This is a genomic window from Chryseobacterium electrogenes (assembly GCF_053553015.1).
In genome coordinates this window covers 1,496,141-1,513,525 of record NZ_JBNPPB010000002.1, presented here as the reverse complement: position 1 = coordinate 1,513,525, position 17,385 = coordinate 1,496,141, and the positions used below count along the sequence as shown (strand labels likewise).

Sequence of the window (17,385 nt, the reverse complement as noted above, 5' to 3'; positions counted from 1 at the left end):
TAGTAGCGCTCAATGACAATTGTTATTGAGCGCTATTTTTTTTATTTAAATAAATTTTAACCTGAAAATATACAGAATATTTAGTCTTTAATTATTTTTTCGATATAATCTTTTGATGCTGTTTTTACTTTTAGGTAATAAGTTCCTTTAGTTAATTTCGAAACATTAATTATTGACGTTTTTTCGGTTTTTATTAATCTTCCTAATTGATCATAAAGCTCAACAGAGGTAATGGTGTCATCTATTTTAATATTAACAAGATCTTTAGCAGGATTGGGATAGACGCTGATATTCTTTGACTTTGAATAATCTTGAGTACCCAAACTGGATGTGTAAGCTGCTCCGAAATTTAAAATTCCATAACCTTTTTGATAGTTATAATTAGGATAAAGAGACGCTTTGGAAGTTAATTTTGATTTCAGGTCATTAATACTAATACTTTTTGGTAAAGCCTGCATTAATGATGCTATACCACCAGCGGCCAAGGGATTGGCTAGCGATGTGCCATTAGCAAAAGTAAGGGAGTTATTATTAACCGTTGCTGTAGTAGTTCCTTTAGCAGAGGCGTCAGGTTTTATAACATTATCAGCATTAGGCCCGAAAGATGTAAATGTTGAGCTGTTTCCTGATCCATCTACAGCACCAATTGTAAAGACTTTAGCATTGTCTGCCGGTGTAGAAATATAGTGCCAAGGTAGATTGCCTTCGTTACCTGCAGCAAATGATACAAATATTCCTTTTTCTACTGCTATCTGAGCACCTCTTGCAATAAAGGATGTCTGGCCATCCATATCCGCATAAGTATAATTGTAACGACTGTCATCAAAAGTTGTATAACCCAAAGATGTAGAGATGAGATCTACGCCTTTTCGGTCTGCTTCTTCGGCAGCTTCTATCCAATATAACTCTTCTTCTGGGATTTCTTTAGCGCCGTCTTCGGAAGCATAAAGATAAAAATCGGCATCTGGCGCAGTACCTACAAATTGATTCTCAATATAGCCACCAATTACACCAAGACAAATGGCTCCATGTGAGTTAAGATTAACATTGTAGATATCCTCATTTTTTGAAACAAAATTATAACCGCCTTTTATCTGCCCATTATCACGAAGTCTCTTAAAGGCGGATCCTGTATTAACGTTAGGATATCCAGTATCTATAACGGCAATAGTAATATTTTTGCCAGTATAACCAGCAACATGTAAAGGTCGTAGATTAACTTGATCTATCTGAGAGCTTGCGGATCCATAATTAAAATTGGCTTTCTGAGATGGGTTAATGTCGTCCCATTTATTAGGCCTGTTTTCTAAGCTTTGCTTCCCGCCATTGGAGTTTTTTACAAAAGATTCTACAGAAGCAACATAATTTTGTGATTTAAGCGTTTCAATTTGAGTTTTTGTGGCATTAACAGCTACGCCATTCAACCATTTAGAATAATCTTTAACGGTAAAACCTAGATTTTTAACATTCTGAATGTAAGTTGTTTCTATTGGAGCGTCTTGATCATTAAGCGCAATGCTTTTTGCAGATCTTCGGTCAAGTGCTTTTTGAGATAATTCTGATTGAGGATTAGCATAGAATGCTGCCTTATTTGGTTTGTCTTTAAAGAAGACGAAAACCAGTTCTGTATTTTGTGCAGAAATAGAAATTATACTACAAAGGAGCAGAGGAGTAAATATTTTTTTCATAATTTTAGATTGGTACTTTTTATAAGAACGAAATTAAGCTTAAATTTACAAAATCAAACTTTTCTATATGAAAAAAATTCAAATGGTTGACCTTCAAAGTCAATACTATAAAATAAAAAATGAAGTGGATAACGCAGTGATTAATGTCATGAACTCTGCGGCATTTATAAACGGACCAGAAGTAAAGTTTTTTCAATCTGATCTAGAAGACTACCTTGGTGCTAAGCATGTTATACCATGTGGTAATGGGACTGATGCGCTTCAGATTGCATTAATGGCGTTGGATTTACAAGAAGGAGATGAGGTGATTACAGCAGATTTTACCTTTGCTGCAACCGTAGAAGTTATTCATCTTTTAAAACTGAAATCTGTTTTGGTAGATGTAGATTATGATACGTTTACAATTTCGCCAGAAGAAATTAGAAAAGCAATCACTCCAAAAACTAAGGCGATTATTCCGGTGCACCTATTCGGGCAATGTGCTAATATGGAAGAAATCCTGAAGATTGCTAAAGAACATAATCTTTATGTGATAGAAGACAATGCACAAGCTATTGGTGCAGATTATACTTTCTCAGACGGAACGGTTAAAAAGTCTGGTACAATGGGGACAATTGGTACAACATCTTTTTTCCCGTCTAAAAACCTAGGTTGTTATGGTGATGGAGGTGCTATTTTTACCAATGATGATGCACTTGCTCACAGATTGAGAGGTATTGTTAATCATGGTATGTATGAGCGTTATTATCACGAAGAAGTTGGTGTTAACTCTAGATTAGATAGTATCCAAGCGGTAGTATTGAGACAGAAATTACCTTTGCTTAATTCTTATAACGAAGCAAGAGAGTGGGCTGCAGGTATTTACAATGAAGCTTTTGCTAGCCATGCAGATATTTTGACTCCAACCAAAGCAGACAATTCTACGCATGTTTATCATCAATATACGCTAAGAATCCTTAATGGAAAACGTAATGAGCTTCAGAAGTTTTTGACAGAAAAAGATATCCCAGCGATGATTTATTATCCTGTGGCTCTTAGAAAACAAAAGGCTTATTATCAGGAAAGTAATGATGCAGATTTTATTAATACGGATAAACTTCTAGATCAAGTTATTTCTCTGCCAATGCATACAGAATTAGACGAGGAGCAACTTAATTATATTACGGAGGCTGTTTTGGAGTTTATGTCCGCCCAATAAATCTTTATCTGAAAAAACTAATATTTAACTTTAGAAATCAACTATGGCAATACTCGTAACTGGAGGGTTAGGATATATTGGATCACACACGGTGGTAGAACTTCTTAATAATAATTTTGAAGTAATTATCGTGGATGACCTTTCTAATTCAGAAAAATTTATCCTTTATAACATCGAAGAAATCACAGGAAAGAAACCTATTTTTTATCCTTTTGATCTTAGAAGAAAAGAATTATTGACGCAGGTTTTCGAGGCTCATAACATCGAAGGTTGTATTAATTTTGCCGCTTATAAAGCTGTTGGCGAAAGTCAAGAAAAACCTTTGGATTATTATGAAAACAACTTGTTTACTTTAATTAATATTCTTCAGGAGTTTAAGAATAGAAATATTTCTAATTTTATTTTCAGTTCTTCTTGTACCGTTTATGGTCAAGCAGATCAGATGCCGATTGACGAAAATACACCACTTAAAATGCCAGAAAGCGTCTATGGGAAAACCAAACAAATGGGCGAGGAAATCCTGAAAGATTTTGCTGTGGCTGATAAGAAGAAGATAAGTCTATTGAGATATTTTAATCCAATTGGTGCGCATCCATCGGCAATAATTGGAGAGTTACCTATTGGAGTTCCTAACAATCTAGTGCCTTATGTAACACAGACCGCTGCTAAGATTAGAGAAAAACTTAACATTTGGGGTAACGATTATCCTACCGAAGATGGTACTGCAGTTAGAGATTATATCTATGTTGTAGATCTGGCAAAAGCCCATGTGGCAGCGCTTAGAAAGCTGATTAATTCTACAGAAGAAACATTAATAGATGTTTATAATCTAGGTACAGGTAGAGGTTCATCAGTTTTAGAAGTTGTAAAAGCATTTGAAGTTGCTAATAATGTAGAAGTACCTTATCAGATATGTGATAGGAGAGAAGGTGATATTACGGTAGCTTATGCTAATGCTGATAAAGCCGAAAAAGAACTTAACTGGAAGTCAGAGACGACTTTGGAGCAAGCTCTTAAGACGACTTGGGATTGGCAACAATACCTGCAAAGTAACGACCGTTAATAAGTATTATATTATATAAAAGAATAAGAACTCCAATTGTTAGATGTTGGAGTTTTTTAGTTTTTTAAAGAAAGTTTTCTAAGTAAAAATTATACTTAAAACTTTTCATTTTTTACAAGAATTAATTTATTGTATTTGTAAATACCACTTTAGCTATGACAAAACTAGAAATCGCATGTTTTAATGAAGCTTCCGCAATGATGGCGGCACAAGAGAAAGTTGATAGAATCGAACTTTGTGAGGATTACTCATTAGGTGGGATTACACCTCATATTGATACGTTACAAAAATTGAAGTCTCAGTTTTCCGTGCCAATTTTTGTAATGATTAGACCTCGTGGTGGAGATTTTAATTACAATGCAAAAGAATTTGAAAAGATGAAATCTGACCTGTTGATGCTCAAAGAAGCGGGCGCTGATGGTTTTGTCTTTGGGATTTTAAATTACGATCACACTTTTGATTATAAAAGAAATTTAGATTTAATTAAGCTGGCGGGAGCAGTCCCATGTACGTTCCATAGGGCTTTTGATAGAATAGAAAGCCAGGCAAAAGCTTTAGAACAAGTGATTGATTGTGGTTTCAAAACTGTATTAACTTCTGGGGGACAGCCGACAGCGATGGAAGGTATAGTAACATTAAAGAAACTTCAAGAAAAAGCTGCCGGAAGAATCACAATTTTAGTTGGTGGTGGCGTGCGATCTTCTAATGCATCAGAGCTTAAGAAAGAATTTAACTACTTACATTCTGCTTGTATTGCTGATGATTCAGAAAGTATTGATATGGAAGAATTAAGACAATTAAAACAAATAATTTCTTAGAGTTTAGAGATTATTCTTCCTAAAGAAAAGTCATCTCAAATTTTGACTGCGAGAATTAAAGAATTAATTTTACACATTAATTCATTTACTTGCAGTACGCTCAGATTATTTTACCGCTACATCTCAAAGGGACTTTTACCTATAAAGTACCAGATGATTTATTAGAAAAAATCCAGATTGGGATGCGCGTTTTGGTGCCTTTTGGTGGAAAAAAAATATACACCGGAATTATTTTTGAGTTCCATGATACGCCTCCAGAACAATTTGTAGCCAAAGAAATCATCAATATATTAGATGAGTCTGCAATTTTGCCACTGCAACAAATTAGCTTTTGGAAATGGCTTGCTAGTTATTATTTATGTAATTTGGGAGATATTTATCGTTTTGCATTTCCTTCTTCTCTTAAGTTAGAAAGCGAAACGTATCTCAAATTAAAACCCAATGCTGTTATTGATTTTCAAAATTTGGATGTTAATGAGATGTATCTTATTCAGGCTTTAGAAGTCAGACAACTTATTAATTTGACGGATATAGAAGCTTTTATTCCGAAGAAAGAAATCATAAAAACCATCAATGGATTAATTGATCTTCAATACATAGAAATTGACGAGAAAGTTGCAGAAAAATATAAAGCTAAAGAAGTTGCTTATATAAAAATTAATGCTGATCTACTACAAAATTCTCAATTAACGGAGATTTTGTCAATGCTAAATCGTGCACCCAAGCAGAAAGATCTTTTTCTTTGTATCTTGGATAAGCAGACTAATAATCCAGATACTCTTATAAAAAAGTCAGAACTTTTTGATGATGGTTTATTTGCTCATGCACACTTGAAGCCTTTACTAGATAAGGATTTAGTCGAAGAATATTTTGTTCAAAAAGATAGAATAGATTCTTATGAAGGCACAACCGAAGAATTAGAAGTTTTATCAGAAACACAAATCGTTGCCAAAAAAGAAATTGATATTGCTTTTGCTGAAGACAAAAATGTACTCTTGCACGGTGTTACATCTTCTGGTAAAACGCACTTGTATCTTGATAAGATAGAAGAATGTATTAATGCTGGTCAAAATGTACTGTTCTTACTTCCAGAAATTGCGTTAACTAAACAAATTACGCAACGTTTAGAGAAAAAATATGGTGCTCAATTAGGATTTTATCACCAGAAATTAACCGATTTTGAAAGGGTAGAGGTCTGGAGAAAAGTCAAAAATAATCAAGTTAATATCTTAATAGGGACAAGAAATGCATTATTTCTACCTTATCAAAATATAGGATTAATCATTGTGGACGAAGAGCATGATTCTGCTTATAGACCAAGAGAAGTACAACCATTTTTCAATGCTAAAGATGCGGCACTTATGTTGGCTCATTTTTATAAAGCTAAAGTAATTTTGGGTTCTGCAACGCCTTCTGTAGAAAGTTATTATGCTGCGAAAAAAGATAAATTAAGATATGTTTTTTTAGCAGAGCGTTTTGGTAATGTTAAGTTGCCAGATTATGAGTTGATAGATTTTAAAGAAGCTCAGAGTTCTAAGAAAGTATCAGGTAATTTCTCTTTTCAGTTGATTGATGAGTTGCGGAAAAATATTGAAAAGGACAAACAGTCCATTATTCTACATAACCGCCGCGGATATGCTAGTGTGATAGAGTGCGAGAGTTGTGGCTATGTTACTTATTGTACCAACTGTGATGTGGTAATGACTTATCATAAATTTTCTAATGAGATGAAATGTCATTATTGTGGACAGCGTGCAGGCAAACCTCACTCTTGTCCTAAGTGTCACTCAGAAAATCTTAATGAGAAAGGTGTTGGAGTAGAACAAATTCATGAGGAGATTTCTAAAATTTTTCCAGAAGCAGAAATTGATAGGATGGATGTTGATAGCATGCGTCAGAAATTTGCCTACGAGAAATTGTATGAGAAAATAGAAGAACAAGAAACGGATATTATTGTTGGGACACAGATGATATCTAAAGGTTTAGATTTTGATCATATAGAATTGGTTGGGATTCCTAAGGCAGATTCTATGTTGTATGTTCAGGATTTTCGGGCAGAAGAAAGGGCTTTTCAATTAATTACGCAGGTCTCTGGTAGAGCAGGACGCGTTTCTGGTGAAGGTAAAGTTTTTATCCAGACTTATAATCCTCAACATTCTGTTTTCGAGTTAATTAAGAATAAAGACATCATTAGTATTTACAGATACTTTTTGGAAGAACGAAAAAAATTCTTGTATCCACCTTTCACCAAGCTTATCCAAATTGAGTTAAAGCATCGTAAAGATGAAAAAGTGGACAGAGCATCTCAGTTTTTAGGTTCTATTCTTAGAAAATATTTACCAGAAGAATGTATTTTGGGACCAGAGCGTGCATCAATCTCTCGATTGAATAATCTCTATCAATTTCAAATATTGTTGAAACTTCCCAAAAATAAAAATTATAAGATTTATAAAGATTTAATCCAGAAATCTTTAGAAGAATTTGAAGAAATAGCAGCCTACAAATCTATAAAAGTCAATATTTTGGTTGATTTTTAACGGATTTTAACAAAATTTGTGCACTTTTATAACAGCTAAATCCTTTGCGGATAACAATTATCTATAACTTTACTTAGTGTTGAGATTGACAGAGAATGTGATAATTTTTACTTTTTCATATTGTCAATAATTTTAACCAATCCTTTAAGAATGAATAAAATAAAAAGTTATTTGTCAGCTTTAGGTCTAGGGCTTAGTCTTACTTTGTTATCACAAACCTCTGCTGTATCTACATTACCTCAATTATATGAAGCGCCAAGTTTAGTCAAAGATGTCACGGCAGAAAAAGCCTTATTATCTCCAAAAGATCAGATTGATATTAATATTAACAGAATGATGGGTGATCCTGTATTGCGATCAGCTAACTGGGGATTTGTTGTATATGACCCAAAATCTAATAAAGTAATTACATCTTATAACGAAAATGCGCCTTTGGTACCGGCTTCTACTACCAAGTTGCTTACTACAGAAACAGCTTATTCTTTATTAGGAGGTAAGTTCCGTTGGAATACACAATTAGAAATTTCTGGTATTATTGACGAAACAGGTACATTGGATGGTAATCTTTATATTATAGGTAGTGGCGATCCTTCTCTGGGAAGTCGTAAAGGTGGCGCCGCATCTTACACGGATATCATTAACCAATTTGCAGATGCGCTTAAAGAAAAAGGTATTAAAAAAGTAAAAGGAGATATTGTCATAGAAACTGCTGTTTTTAAGGAAAATAAGTCTAATCTCCCACCTAATATCGTATGGATAGAGCATAATAATTATTATCTGCCAATAGGAACAACTAAAGATATTGATCCTAAAAATGAAAAGATGTTGGCAAAACAGAATAATCCATTCAATAGTACTAAAAACTATTATTACGTTTCGCCTTACACCAATAAGATGGTTTATGCAGATAAATTTGAAGGTGGTTGGGTAACTACAAAAATTGCAGAACCGCCAGCTTATCTGGCTAATAATCTTAAGGCTAATCTTGTTAAAAAAGGAATATCGGTAATTGGTAAAGTATCTCCAAGAACTGTCGATAAAGATCCAGAACCTAGAGAAACGATTAGCAAATATCAATCTCCAAGCTTAACGGATATTATTTTTTATACCAATCAACATAGTGATAATGCTTTAGCAGAAGCGACTCTCAAAACATTAGGATTTCAGATAAAAGGAGATCAAACGATAGAAAGTGGTAGAGAAGTAGTAACTGCTCATTTAGCAGATAAAAAATTTGATAGCAACGGGCTTAATTATTATGATGGCAGTGGATTGTCAAGAAATAATACTGTATCGCCTATTGCCCAAGTAAAATTCTTGACCAACTTGATGAAAGAATCTTATTATAAAGATTATTTTGAATCTTTACCTATCGCAGGACAAACTGGGACGCTCAAGAGGATGTTTTTATACAATTCTAACGGTCAGATTTTTGCTAAAACAGGAACCTTAAATCGTGTTAAAACACTTGCAGGCTATATTAAAACAAGAACTGGTAAGACGCTGGCTTTTTCGTTGATGATTAATAATTACAGTGGCTCAGTAGATCAGGTTAAAAATAGAATGGAGCAATTACTAGATCCTACATTAGATTTATAATATCATTGAAGATATTTTTTCAAAAAAAATAGAACTCACATTAATTTTGTGAGTTTTTTTTGTGCTTTAAAATTTAAGCTTATAAAATTTTCAGTTTTTTTTGAATAGTTAAAATTGATTCTTGTTATGAGAAATACGGCTTTAGATATTTTTATATGACTTGGTTTTTTATAATATCAATAGTTGTTTAGTCTTAAATTTAAAAATAATACATTATATTTGAGTATAATATAAATATAATATATGAAGAAAATTTTACTTTCTGCTATTTTATTAGCAAGTTACAATACTTTATCGGCACAATGTACAACTGCAGAAAATGGAGTCTACCCGGATGAGGTTTTTACTCCAAATTGCGAAAATAAAGATGAAAAGATAATCGATTGGGCTTTTATGTCTGAGTATTCTGTTGTTCAATTACGAGAAGGTGTTGATTATGATTTTTTTAATAAATCTGAAGGTGCTGTATTCGGTTATGTTACGATAACCAGTGAAGATGGCAAAACTGTGCTTGCTCATGGATCAGGTAGAGTACCTTATAAGTCTGATGGTAACAGAAAAGTAAGATATTACTCTCATAAAAATGCTTCTTGTGCATTTGATTCTTCTACTTTAATCTCTAGAAATGTTAAATGTAAGTATGACGTTAGAACAGATTACTGTAAACCAAACATGAATTGTACGGATGGTGCTGTTATAAAAAAAGTTTCTATTGCTGACTTTATTAATACTTCGGATTGCTCTCAAAGCGGATATAATGATTTTAGTTCTAAGACAATAACTTTGGTTAAAGGGACCAGTTACAATCTTAGTGTAGACATAGGTTATGGTTGGTATCAACAATCAGTATCTATGTGGATTGATTATAATAAAAACTTTTTATTTGATCAGAACGAATTTACATATCTTGGTCAACAAGATGATGGGGCTGGTACTGTTACTAAATCTATAACGATTCCTAGTTCTGTGCCAGACGGAGAATACAGAATGAGAATAAGGCTTGCAACCACGCCTCAAGCCAATGCAACATGGGGTAAGTCGTGTGATGTATCTGATGGCTCTGGTGAGACAGAAGATTATACTGTAAAAGTGGTTACTACATTGGCAACTAATGATATTAAGACATCTGATATCAAGGTTTCTCCTAATCCTGTTATTGATTATTTAAATATTTCATCTAATAATGAGATATCAGAAATTACTATTACCAATGCAAGTGGTCAAGTTGTAAGAAGATTTAAAGAAGCTTCTAAAATCAATATGAAATCGCTTTCTGCAGGCGTTTATTTTGTAAATATCAAGCAAAAAGATGGACAATCATTAGTCAAAAAAATAATCAAAAAGTAACTTTCAGATTTATAATATCATTGAAGATATTTTTTCAAAAAAATAGAACTCACATTAATTTTGTGAGTTTTTTTTATGTATTTTTGGTTAAATTTAAATTAAATGAAAACAATCTTTACTACGGTTGCGATATTAGGATTTTTTAATTCAGTTTTTTCGCAAAATCATAATGTAGATAAAAAAGAAATTATTAAGTCAGAAAGCAGATCTTATAACAATAAAATGTTATTGACAGAAAATGTTAATCCTAATACACTTAACTATGACTTGCAGTACGCAAGATTAGAAATAGATGTAGATCCAGCCGTACAATATGTTTCTGGTACTGTAACTCATCACTTTAAGATGTTATCCAACTCCAATTCTATATATTTTGATTTAGCTAATAGCCTTAATGTAAGCGAGGTAGAGTATCATGGTCAACCTCTAACCTTCCAAAAGCTTAATACCAATGAAGTGAAAATTAATTTTCCTGCTAATATTAATGCTAATGTGCTAGATTCTTTATCGATTAAATATAGTGGCGCACCAACAAGTAGGGACGCTTATGTATCTACCAAGCAAAATGGTGTGCCGATTTTAGCAACTTTATCAGAGCCTTTTGGGGCTAGAGAATGGTGGCCTACCAAGCAAAGCATGAATGACAAGATAGACAAAATGGATATTAAGGTCACTACGTCTACACAATATAATGTTGCCGCCAATGGTCGTCTAATCTCCGAAACTAACATTGGTAATAATAAAAAAACAACTTTTTGGAAGCTTTCTTATCCAGTTCCTGCATATCTAGTGGCGATAGGAGTTACCAATTATGTGAAATTGAATGATACCATGGGAAGTCCAGGTAATACATTTCCTTTTGTTAATTACATCTATCCAACTACAGCAGATAATTCTACTGTGATGTCTAATATTAATTGGACTAAAGACTGTATGGCAACTTTCGAAAATTATTTTGGAGATTATCCTTTTAGAAATGACAAATATGGTCATATGCAGTTTAATTGGGGTGGTGGTATGGAGCATACTACTATGAGTTCTATGGGAAGTTTTAGCAAAGGACTTATCGCTCATGAGTTGGCTCATCAATGGTTTGGTGATAAAGTGACTTGTGGCGCATGGAATGATATTTGGCTTAACGAAGGTTTCGCAACATTTGGAGAGCATTTGGTTAACGAAAAAATGTTAATGTCTGCGGCTTCTTTTCAAAATTATTTATCATCAGAAATATCTTCAATTACCGCTAGGGCTAATGGAAGTGTCTATGTTCCCGATAGCCAGTTGTCTTCTGATAGGATTTTTGATTCGCGATTAAGCTATTCTAAAGGCGGTTATGTCGTAAGAATGTTGAAATGGATCTTGGGTGATGCCAATTTTTATGCGATGCTAAAAGATTATCTTAATGCACCGCAGTTTGCAAATTCTTATGTGAGAACAACAGAATTTAATGCTTTTGTTAATCAATATACGGGCAAAAATTTAGATTATTTTTTCAATCAATGGATTTATGGTCAAGGTTTCCCAACATATACTATTAGATGGAAACAGGGTTCTAATAATGTGACATTTAAGGTGTCTCAAACTCAAAGTCATAATTCTGTTAGTTACTATAAAATGCCTTTGCCGGTAAGAGTTACAGGGACATCTGGGCAAGTTGCAGATTTAGTTTTAGATAATAGTGTCAATGACGAGTTCTTTACCAAGGCTGTTAATTTTCCAATTTCCTCGGTTGCATTTAATTATGAAAGACAACTTTTAACGCCTGCTGGATCGGTAATAAAAGATAATAATTTAGCAGTTGGAGACGTTAACAAGATTAATGTTCAGCTTTATCCTAATCCAGCAAAAAATGAATTAACAATTTCTGGTGTTAATGAAGTTGTACAATATGAGATCTTCTCTACTGAAGGGAAATTAATAAAGAAAGGAGAATATCAACCTAATTCTAAACTTAATATCAGTACGCTTTCAGTCGGTGTTTATGTTTTAAAATTAGGGAATCAGAATTTCAAATTTATTAAAGATTAAGAAATAATTATGTTTTTAAAAGCCTTCTATTTGAGGGCTTTTTTTTATTTTTGTTAAAATCGAAAATTCAATAATTATGATTTCTAAACAATATCTCGAAAACTTACAAAACGAGTTACAAAATATCACCAACGAAGGTCTTTTTAAAACAGAAAGAATTATCACATCGCCACAATCTGCAGAGATAGAAGCTAATGGTAAGAAGCTTCTTAATTTCTGTGCTAATAATTATTTGGGATTATCTAATAATCCAGAAGTTATAAAGGCGTCTCAGGATACCACTGCTGCTCATGGTTATGGGATGTCATCTGTAAGATTTATTTGCGGGACACAAGATATTCACAAAGAATTAGAAGCTAAAATTTCTAAATTTCTAGGTCTAGAAGATACAATTCTTTATGCAGCATGTTTTGATGCTAACGGTGGCGTTTTTGAGCCTCTGTTTTCTGACCAAGATGCAATTATTTCTGACGAGCTTAATCATGCCTCTATTATTGATGGAGTAAGATTGTGTAAAGCAGCAAGATATCGTTACAAGAATAATAATATGGCAGATCTAGAGGCTCAACTAATTGAAGCTTCTAAGCAAAACCACCGTTTCAAAATTATCGTTACAGATGGCGTCTTCTCTATGGATGGTATTGTGGCTGATCTTAAAGGAGTTTGTGACCTAGCAGATAAATATGATGCCTTGGTTATGGTAGACGATTCTCATGCAACAGGTTTTATAGGGAAAACAGGTCGTGGTACACACGAGGCTAATGAGGTGATGGGAAGAGTAGATATCATTACATCAACATTAGGCAAAGCTTTAGGTGGTGCTTTAGGTGGATTTACTTCGGGTAAAAAAGAAATTATCGATATGCTTCGTCAGAGATCTAGACCATATCTATTTTCTAACTCGTTGGCGCCAGGTATTGTTGGAGCAGCAAGCAAAGTGTTGGACATGATTTCTGATGATACATCATTGAGAGATAAAGTAATGGATAATGCAACATATTTCAGAACTGAGATGAAGTCTAAAGGTTTTGATATTCCTGATGGTGATGCAGCTATTGTACCTGTCATGTTATACGATGCACCATTGTCTCAAAAAATGGCAGAAAAACTTATGGATGAGGGGATTTATGTTATTGGATTTTTCTATCCGGTGGTACCAAAAGGTAAAGCTAGGATTAGAGTACAATTGTCTGCAGCGCATACCAGAGAACATCTAGACAAAGCTATTGCAGCATTTGAGAAAGTTGGAAAAGAACTAGGGATTATATAGTCACTCTTTTTTTCATGAAATATAAAAAGCAGGTTTATTTTTATGAACTTGCTTTTTTATTGGTATGAATTTTGAATAATTGATACTAAATATATTACTATGAAAAAATATTCGTTTATCTTCATGCTTTTAGCGGTGTCTAGTTTATTAACCAGTTGCGAAGCTATTAATACTATTTTTAAAGCCGGAATGTGGTGGGCTTTTATTCTAATGTTTTTGGTAGTCGTCGCAGTGATTTGGATTATTTCCAAAATTATGGGTGGCGGCAAAAAGTAATAAAAAAATCCGATGAATATTTTTCATCGGATTTTATTTTTTTTTTGAATTTTAATCTACATTGGTTCGTCTGCTGTAGGACCATAGATACTAGGAACAGGGATGTTTAATAATCTAAGATACACACTCAATTGCCCACGATGATGGATGAGGTGATTGGTGATAATAAAGCGATAAGCACCAATTTTTGGCATCTTTGCGATAATGTGGTCACCATGTTTAAAAGTCCATTCGTCAAACCAAAACTCTTCTGGTTTTGCATTAACAAAGTCTATGTTTTTTTGCAGACCATCTTCAAGAGTTGTGATAAGCTCTTCGAAGCTATTTTCTGTACTTTCTTTATAATCGGTTAGATAATTATAAGAATCAGTGTTAATTGCTTCGTGTAGCCATGTTTGTAGATGTACAATATGTTTTGCTAAAGCACTTGTAGACATCGATTTTTCATGTGGTTTCCAAGTCCAATGATCTTGATTAAGACGCTCTAACAATCTTTTTGTAGTCGCAGTCTCGCGTTGCATTTCTATAATGAAACTCTCCTTAATACTCATTTTAACTTTATTAGAAGCTATTTGTTAAAATTCTCAAGAGTCTGACTTAGGTCATTATATCCACCACCATTGTAGACATCCGTTAAGCCTTCGGCCTTAAAGTAATCAGTTGCCTTGCCGCTTCTGTTACCGCTTCTACAGAAAAATATTTTTGTTCCGTTAAGGTTAAGAACTTCTTGTTTACGATCTTCTAATTCTCCTAATGGGATGTTTTGTGCACCTTCAATATGTCCGTCCATTTCTAATTCCATAGGTTCTCTAACATCGATTAAGTGGTAGTTGCCTGCTAGTAATACGTCTTCTATAGCCATTTTTATTGATTTTTAAAATTTATAATAACAAAACTACAATAATAATCTTAGTTAGAAAATAAAAGAAATTTAAATTTTACCTTTGCGCTCATGTTAAATCATACAGAAAAATATACACAATTAATAAAAGATAAATCCAAGAAATTCGGGTTTCAGTCTTGTGGTATATCTAAGTCTGATTTTCTGGAAGAGGAAGCGCCACGCCTAGAAAAATGGTTGAAAAACCAAAGTCACGGCGAGATGCATTACATGGAGAATTATTTTGATAAACGCTTAGATCCAAGATTATTGGTAGAAGGCTCCAAGTCTGTTATTTCTTTAAGTTATAACTACTTTCCTAAAGAGGATATTTTTAAAGATAAAGACCTGAAAATCTCAAAATATGCTTACGGTCAGGATTATCATGAGATTATTAAGGAGATTCTTCGAGATATGGTTACCGAATTAAGAGAAGAAATAGGCGATTTTGATTGTCGAGTATTTGTCGATTCGGCACCAGTTTTAGAGCGTGCTTGGGCAAGGAAATCGGGTATTGGCTGGGTTGGTAAAAACGCGAATCTCATTACCAAACAAAGTGGTTCTTTTTACTTTTTGGCAGAGATAATTTGTGATTTGGAGTTAGAATATGATGGTCCTACGACAGATCATTGTGGCAGTTGCAGAAAATGTATTGATGCTTGCCCTACTAATGCGATTATCAGTGACAAAATTGTGGATGGAAGCAAGTGTATTTCTTATGCAACGATAGAGTTGAGAAACGAAATCCCAACTTCTTTCCAAAATAATATGGAAAACTGGATGTTTGGCTGTGATATTTGCCAAGATGTCTGCCCTTGGAATCGTTTTTCTAAACCAAATATGGAGGAAAGATTTCAGCCAAATTCTGCATTGAAAAACATGACGAAACAAGAGTGGAAAGAGATTACTCAAGAATTATTTTCTTCAGTTTTTAAGAAATCACCAGTTAAAAGGACCAAGTTAGCTGGACTTAAGCGTAACCTCGATTTTTTGTCCGACTAGAAACGTTTTTGTTGTCTTTTAGGCGCAATTTTCACTCTAACTTTTATACGCTTATAACTTTTTTGTTTTTTCTGCATAAGGTTTTGATTGTGTTTTAAAGATATTTAATTTCACAAAGAATAATTAAGGTTTTAGGTTAATTATTTTGTTTTTCAAGTTAATTTTCTGTTATCTTTAATTTTTTAAAATAAACTTTGATGAAAAAATTATTAATCACTCTTTTAAAATTGCTAGGTATCATTTTAGGACTTGTTATACTGTATGTTATTCTAGCCTTAATCGTTCCGTTGATTCCTGTAAGCGCGGAGAAAACAGAGGATCCTAAAGTTATAGAAGCCTATATTTTGACCAATGGCGTCCATACAGATATTGTTGTTCCTACGCAGTCAGAGTTTATGGATTGGAGTACTAAAATTCCTTTTTCTAATACAACTGGCAAAAAAACGGGTTACAAATTCACTTCGTTTGGTTGGGGTGACAAAGGTTTTTATCTGGACACGCCAACTTGGGCAGATCTCAAAGCTTCTACCGCCATCAAAGCGGCTTTCTGGATGGGTCAATCTGCCATGCATGTTACTTTTTATAATAATATGAAGGAAGGTGATGACTGCAAAAAAATAATGTTGACGGTTAAGCAATACCAAGATTTAATACAATTTATTGATGCTAAATTTGATAAAGATGCTAACGGAAATTATCAATTGATAAATACTGATGCCGTGTACAGCGACAATGATGCGTTTTATGATGCTACAGGAAGCTACAGTTTTCTTTATACTTGTAATACTTGGAGTAATAATGCCCTGAAAGTTGCTGGTCAAAAGGCAGCATTATGGACACCAACAGACTTTGGAATCTTCCGACATTATAAATAGTTATGAAATTTTTATTCAATATATTACTTCTGTTTTCAATAATATCTTGTTCTAGAGAGAGGCCTGCTTATAAAAGTGTTTTCCCTACAACAGATTCTGATGACTCCCAAGTAGCAAAATCAACTTTAGATGATTCTAAAACTTTACAAAAAGGAAAAGAAGCTTTAGAGTTTTCTACAGCTAAAAATTTTAATACGGACTTTTGTATTTTGGTGGATATGAGTATTCACTCTGGCCTTAAAAGATTTTTAATTTTTAATTTTTGATTTTAAAAATAATGAAATTAAGAAAAAATATCTTGTAGGCCATGGTTGCGGTGACGGTGCTTGGAGTGCAGACGAAACTAAAGATAATCCTACTTTCAGCAATATAGAAGACAGTCATCGATCTTCTCTAGGGAAATACAGAATTGGGGAAAGAGGTTACAGTAGCTGGGGTGTTAATGTTAAGTATCTTATGCACGGCTTAGAAGAAACTAATAATAATGCTGCAAAACGCGTTATCGTTTTCCATTCTTGGGAAATGATGAGTGATGATGAGGTTTATCCAGCAGGTTCTCCGGAAGGATGGGGTTGTCCAACGGTATCTAATAATGCTTTTAGAGAAATTGATGCTTTACTCAAGACTTCAGAAAAGCCAGTTTTGATGTGGATTTATGATTAATCCTACATTATTAGTTATACATTGATTTTAGATTATTTTAATTCTAAAAATATGACGAAAAAATCTCCTCAAATTTCTTATTTTTGCAAACTATATGTTAATGCTTAAGATAATTAACGATTAACCAACAACGATCAACTG

The 17,385-nt window shown here is 33.4% G+C and carries 16 protein-coding genes; 13 read left to right on the top strand and 3 right to left on the bottom strand.

The features are described 5' to 3' along the window. Window positions 1–80: 80 nt before the first annotated feature. Complete coding sequence (locus ACQQ6V_RS06965) at window positions 81–1,688, bottom strand: S8/S53 family peptidase (RefSeq protein ID WP_448844827.1); 1,608 nt, start codon at window positions 1,686–1,688, stop codon at window positions 81–83. Window positions 1,689–1,755: 67 nt separating this feature from the next. Between ACQQ6V_RS06965 and ACQQ6V_RS06960 the strand changes: the two genes are divergently transcribed. From ACQQ6V_RS06960 to ACQQ6V_RS06920, 9 genes are all read left to right on the top strand, one after another. Then, the gene (locus ACQQ6V_RS06960; protein ID WP_448844826.1) at window positions 1,756–2,886 is read left to right on the top strand and encodes a DegT/DnrJ/EryC1/StrS family aminotransferase; all 1,131 of its coding nucleotides are present in this window, start codon (window positions 1,756–1,758) and stop codon (window positions 2,884–2,886) included. A 43-nt stretch (window positions 2,887–2,929) separates the two neighbouring features. After that, window positions 2,930–3,949, top strand: coding sequence for a UDP-glucose 4-epimerase GalE (gene galE / locus ACQQ6V_RS06955; protein WP_448844825.1), 1,020 nt, complete (start codon window positions 2,930–2,932; stop codon window positions 3,947–3,949). Window positions 3,950–4,104: 155 nt separating this feature from the next. Further along, window positions 4,105–4,767 (top strand): copper homeostasis protein CutC, encoded by a 663-nt coding sequence (locus ACQQ6V_RS06950; protein WP_448844824.1) that lies wholly within the window; start codon window positions 4,105–4,107, stop codon window positions 4,765–4,767. Between the two features lie 89 nt (window positions 4,768–4,856). Beyond that, complete coding sequence (gene priA, locus ACQQ6V_RS06945; RefSeq protein WP_448844823.1) at window positions 4,857–7,304, top strand: replication restart helicase PriA; 2,448 nt, start codon at window positions 4,857–4,859, stop codon at window positions 7,302–7,304. 150 nt (window positions 7,305–7,454) lie between these two features. Beyond that, window positions 7,455–8,903 (top strand): D-alanyl-D-alanine carboxypeptidase/D-alanyl-D-alanine endopeptidase, encoded by a 1,449-nt coding sequence (gene dacB / locus ACQQ6V_RS06940; RefSeq protein ID WP_448844822.1) that lies wholly within the window; start codon window positions 7,455–7,457, stop codon window positions 8,901–8,903. Between the two features lie 243 nt (window positions 8,904–9,146). Next, window positions 9,147–10,250 (top strand): T9SS type A sorting domain-containing protein, encoded by a 1,104-nt coding sequence (locus tag ACQQ6V_RS06935; protein ID WP_448844821.1) that lies wholly within the window; start codon window positions 9,147–9,149, stop codon window positions 10,248–10,250. Between the two features lie 102 nt (window positions 10,251–10,352). Next, window positions 10,353–12,278: a M1 family metallopeptidase gene (locus ACQQ6V_RS06930; RefSeq protein WP_448844820.1), complete on the top strand. Its 1,926-nt coding sequence runs from the start codon at window positions 10,353–10,355 to the stop codon at window positions 12,276–12,278. Between the two features lie 76 nt (window positions 12,279–12,354). After that, entirely contained in the window at window positions 12,355–13,548 is a 1,194-nt protein-coding gene (gene kbl, locus ACQQ6V_RS06925) for a glycine C-acetyltransferase (protein WP_448844819.1), read from the top strand. Between the two features lie 99 nt (window positions 13,549–13,647). After that, window positions 13,648–13,824, top strand: coding sequence for a phosphatidate cytidylyltransferase (locus ACQQ6V_RS06920; protein ID WP_448844818.1), 177 nt, complete (start codon window positions 13,648–13,650; stop codon window positions 13,822–13,824). 56 nt (window positions 13,825–13,880) lie between these two features. On the opposite strand, the gene ACQQ6V_RS06915 is transcribed toward ACQQ6V_RS06920, so the two are convergent. Then, window positions 13,881–14,375: a DinB family protein gene (locus ACQQ6V_RS06915; RefSeq protein WP_448844817.1), complete on the bottom strand. Its 495-nt coding sequence runs from the start codon at window positions 14,373–14,375 to the stop codon at window positions 13,881–13,883. Window positions 14,376–14,392: 17 nt separating this feature from the next. Beyond that, window positions 14,393–14,686: a rhodanese-like domain-containing protein gene (locus ACQQ6V_RS06910; RefSeq protein WP_448844816.1), complete on the bottom strand. Its 294-nt coding sequence runs from the start codon at window positions 14,684–14,686 to the stop codon at window positions 14,393–14,395. Window positions 14,687–14,776: 90 nt separating this feature from the next. Here ACQQ6V_RS06910 and queG point away from each other — a divergent pair, with 90 nt between their 5' ends. The 4 genes from queG to ACQQ6V_RS06890 all read left to right on the top strand — a co-directional run bounded on the left by queG (window position 14,777) and on the right by ACQQ6V_RS06890 (window position 17,244). After that, window positions 14,777–15,706 (top strand): tRNA epoxyqueuosine(34) reductase QueG, encoded by a 930-nt coding sequence (gene queG, locus ACQQ6V_RS06905; protein WP_448844815.1) that lies wholly within the window; start codon window positions 14,777–14,779, stop codon window positions 15,704–15,706. A 197-nt stretch (window positions 15,707–15,903) separates the two neighbouring features. After that, complete coding sequence (locus tag ACQQ6V_RS06900; RefSeq protein ID WP_448844814.1) at window positions 15,904–16,581, top strand: TIGR02117 family protein; 678 nt, start codon at window positions 15,904–15,906, stop codon at window positions 16,579–16,581. Between the two features lie 2 nt (window positions 16,582–16,583). Next, the gene (locus ACQQ6V_RS06895) at window positions 16,584–16,847 is read left to right on the top strand and encodes a hypothetical protein (RefSeq protein ID WP_448844813.1); all 264 of its coding nucleotides are present in this window, start codon (window positions 16,584–16,586) and stop codon (window positions 16,845–16,847) included. Continuing rightward, window positions 16,840–17,244: a murein L,D-transpeptidase catalytic domain-containing protein gene (locus ACQQ6V_RS06890; RefSeq protein ID WP_448846180.1), complete on the top strand. Its 405-nt coding sequence runs from the start codon at window positions 16,840–16,842 to the stop codon at window positions 17,242–17,244. Before ACQQ6V_RS06895 ends, ACQQ6V_RS06890 begins: the two co-directional genes overlap by 8 nt. Window positions 17,245–17,385: the final 141 nt, after the last annotated feature.

Excerpts from the sequence above, each read along its gene's own strand:
- ACQQ6V_RS06930 (WP_448844820.1), top strand. The coding sequence starts at position 10,353 with ATGAAAACAATCTTTACTACGGTTGCGATATTAGGATTTTTTAATTCA.
- queG (WP_448844815.1), top strand. The coding sequence starts at position 14,777 with ATGTTAAATCATACAGAAAAATATACACAATTAATAAAAGATAAATCC.
- ACQQ6V_RS06900 (WP_448844814.1), top strand. The coding sequence starts at position 15,904 with ATGAAAAAATTATTAATCACTCTTTTAAAATTGCTAGGTATCATTTTA.
- ACQQ6V_RS06895 (WP_448844813.1), top strand. The coding sequence starts at position 16,584 with ATGAAATTTTTATTCAATATATTACTTCTGTTTTCAATAATATCTTGT.
- ACQQ6V_RS06935 (WP_448844821.1), top strand. The coding sequence starts at position 9,147 with ATGAAGAAAATTTTACTTTCTGCTATTTTATTAGCAAGTTACAATACT.
- ACQQ6V_RS06960 (WP_448844826.1), top strand. The coding sequence starts at position 1,756 with ATGAAAAAAATTCAAATGGTTGACCTTCAAAGTCAATACTATAAAATA.
- kbl (WP_448844819.1), top strand. The coding sequence starts at position 12,355 with ATGATTTCTAAACAATATCTCGAAAACTTACAAAACGAGTTACAAAAT.
- ACQQ6V_RS06965 (WP_448844827.1), bottom strand. The coding sequence starts at position 1,688 with ATGAAAAAAATATTTACTCCTCTGCTCCTTTGTAGTATAATTTCTATT.
- ACQQ6V_RS06920 (WP_448844818.1), top strand. The coding sequence starts at position 13,648 with ATGAAAAAATATTCGTTTATCTTCATGCTTTTAGCGGTGTCTAGTTTA.
- galE (WP_448844825.1), top strand. The coding sequence starts at position 2,930 with ATGGCAATACTCGTAACTGGAGGGTTAGGATATATTGGATCACACACG.
- ACQQ6V_RS06915 (WP_448844817.1), bottom strand. The coding sequence starts at position 14,375 with ATGAGTATTAAGGAGAGTTTCATTATAGAAATGCAACGCGAGACTGCG.
- ACQQ6V_RS06910 (WP_448844816.1), bottom strand. The coding sequence starts at position 14,686 with ATGGCTATAGAAGACGTATTACTAGCAGGCAACTACCACTTAATCGAT.
- ACQQ6V_RS06950 (WP_448844824.1), top strand. The coding sequence starts at position 4,105 with ATGACAAAACTAGAAATCGCATGTTTTAATGAAGCTTCCGCAATGATG.
- dacB (WP_448844822.1), top strand. The coding sequence starts at position 7,455 with ATGAATAAAATAAAAAGTTATTTGTCAGCTTTAGGTCTAGGGCTTAGT.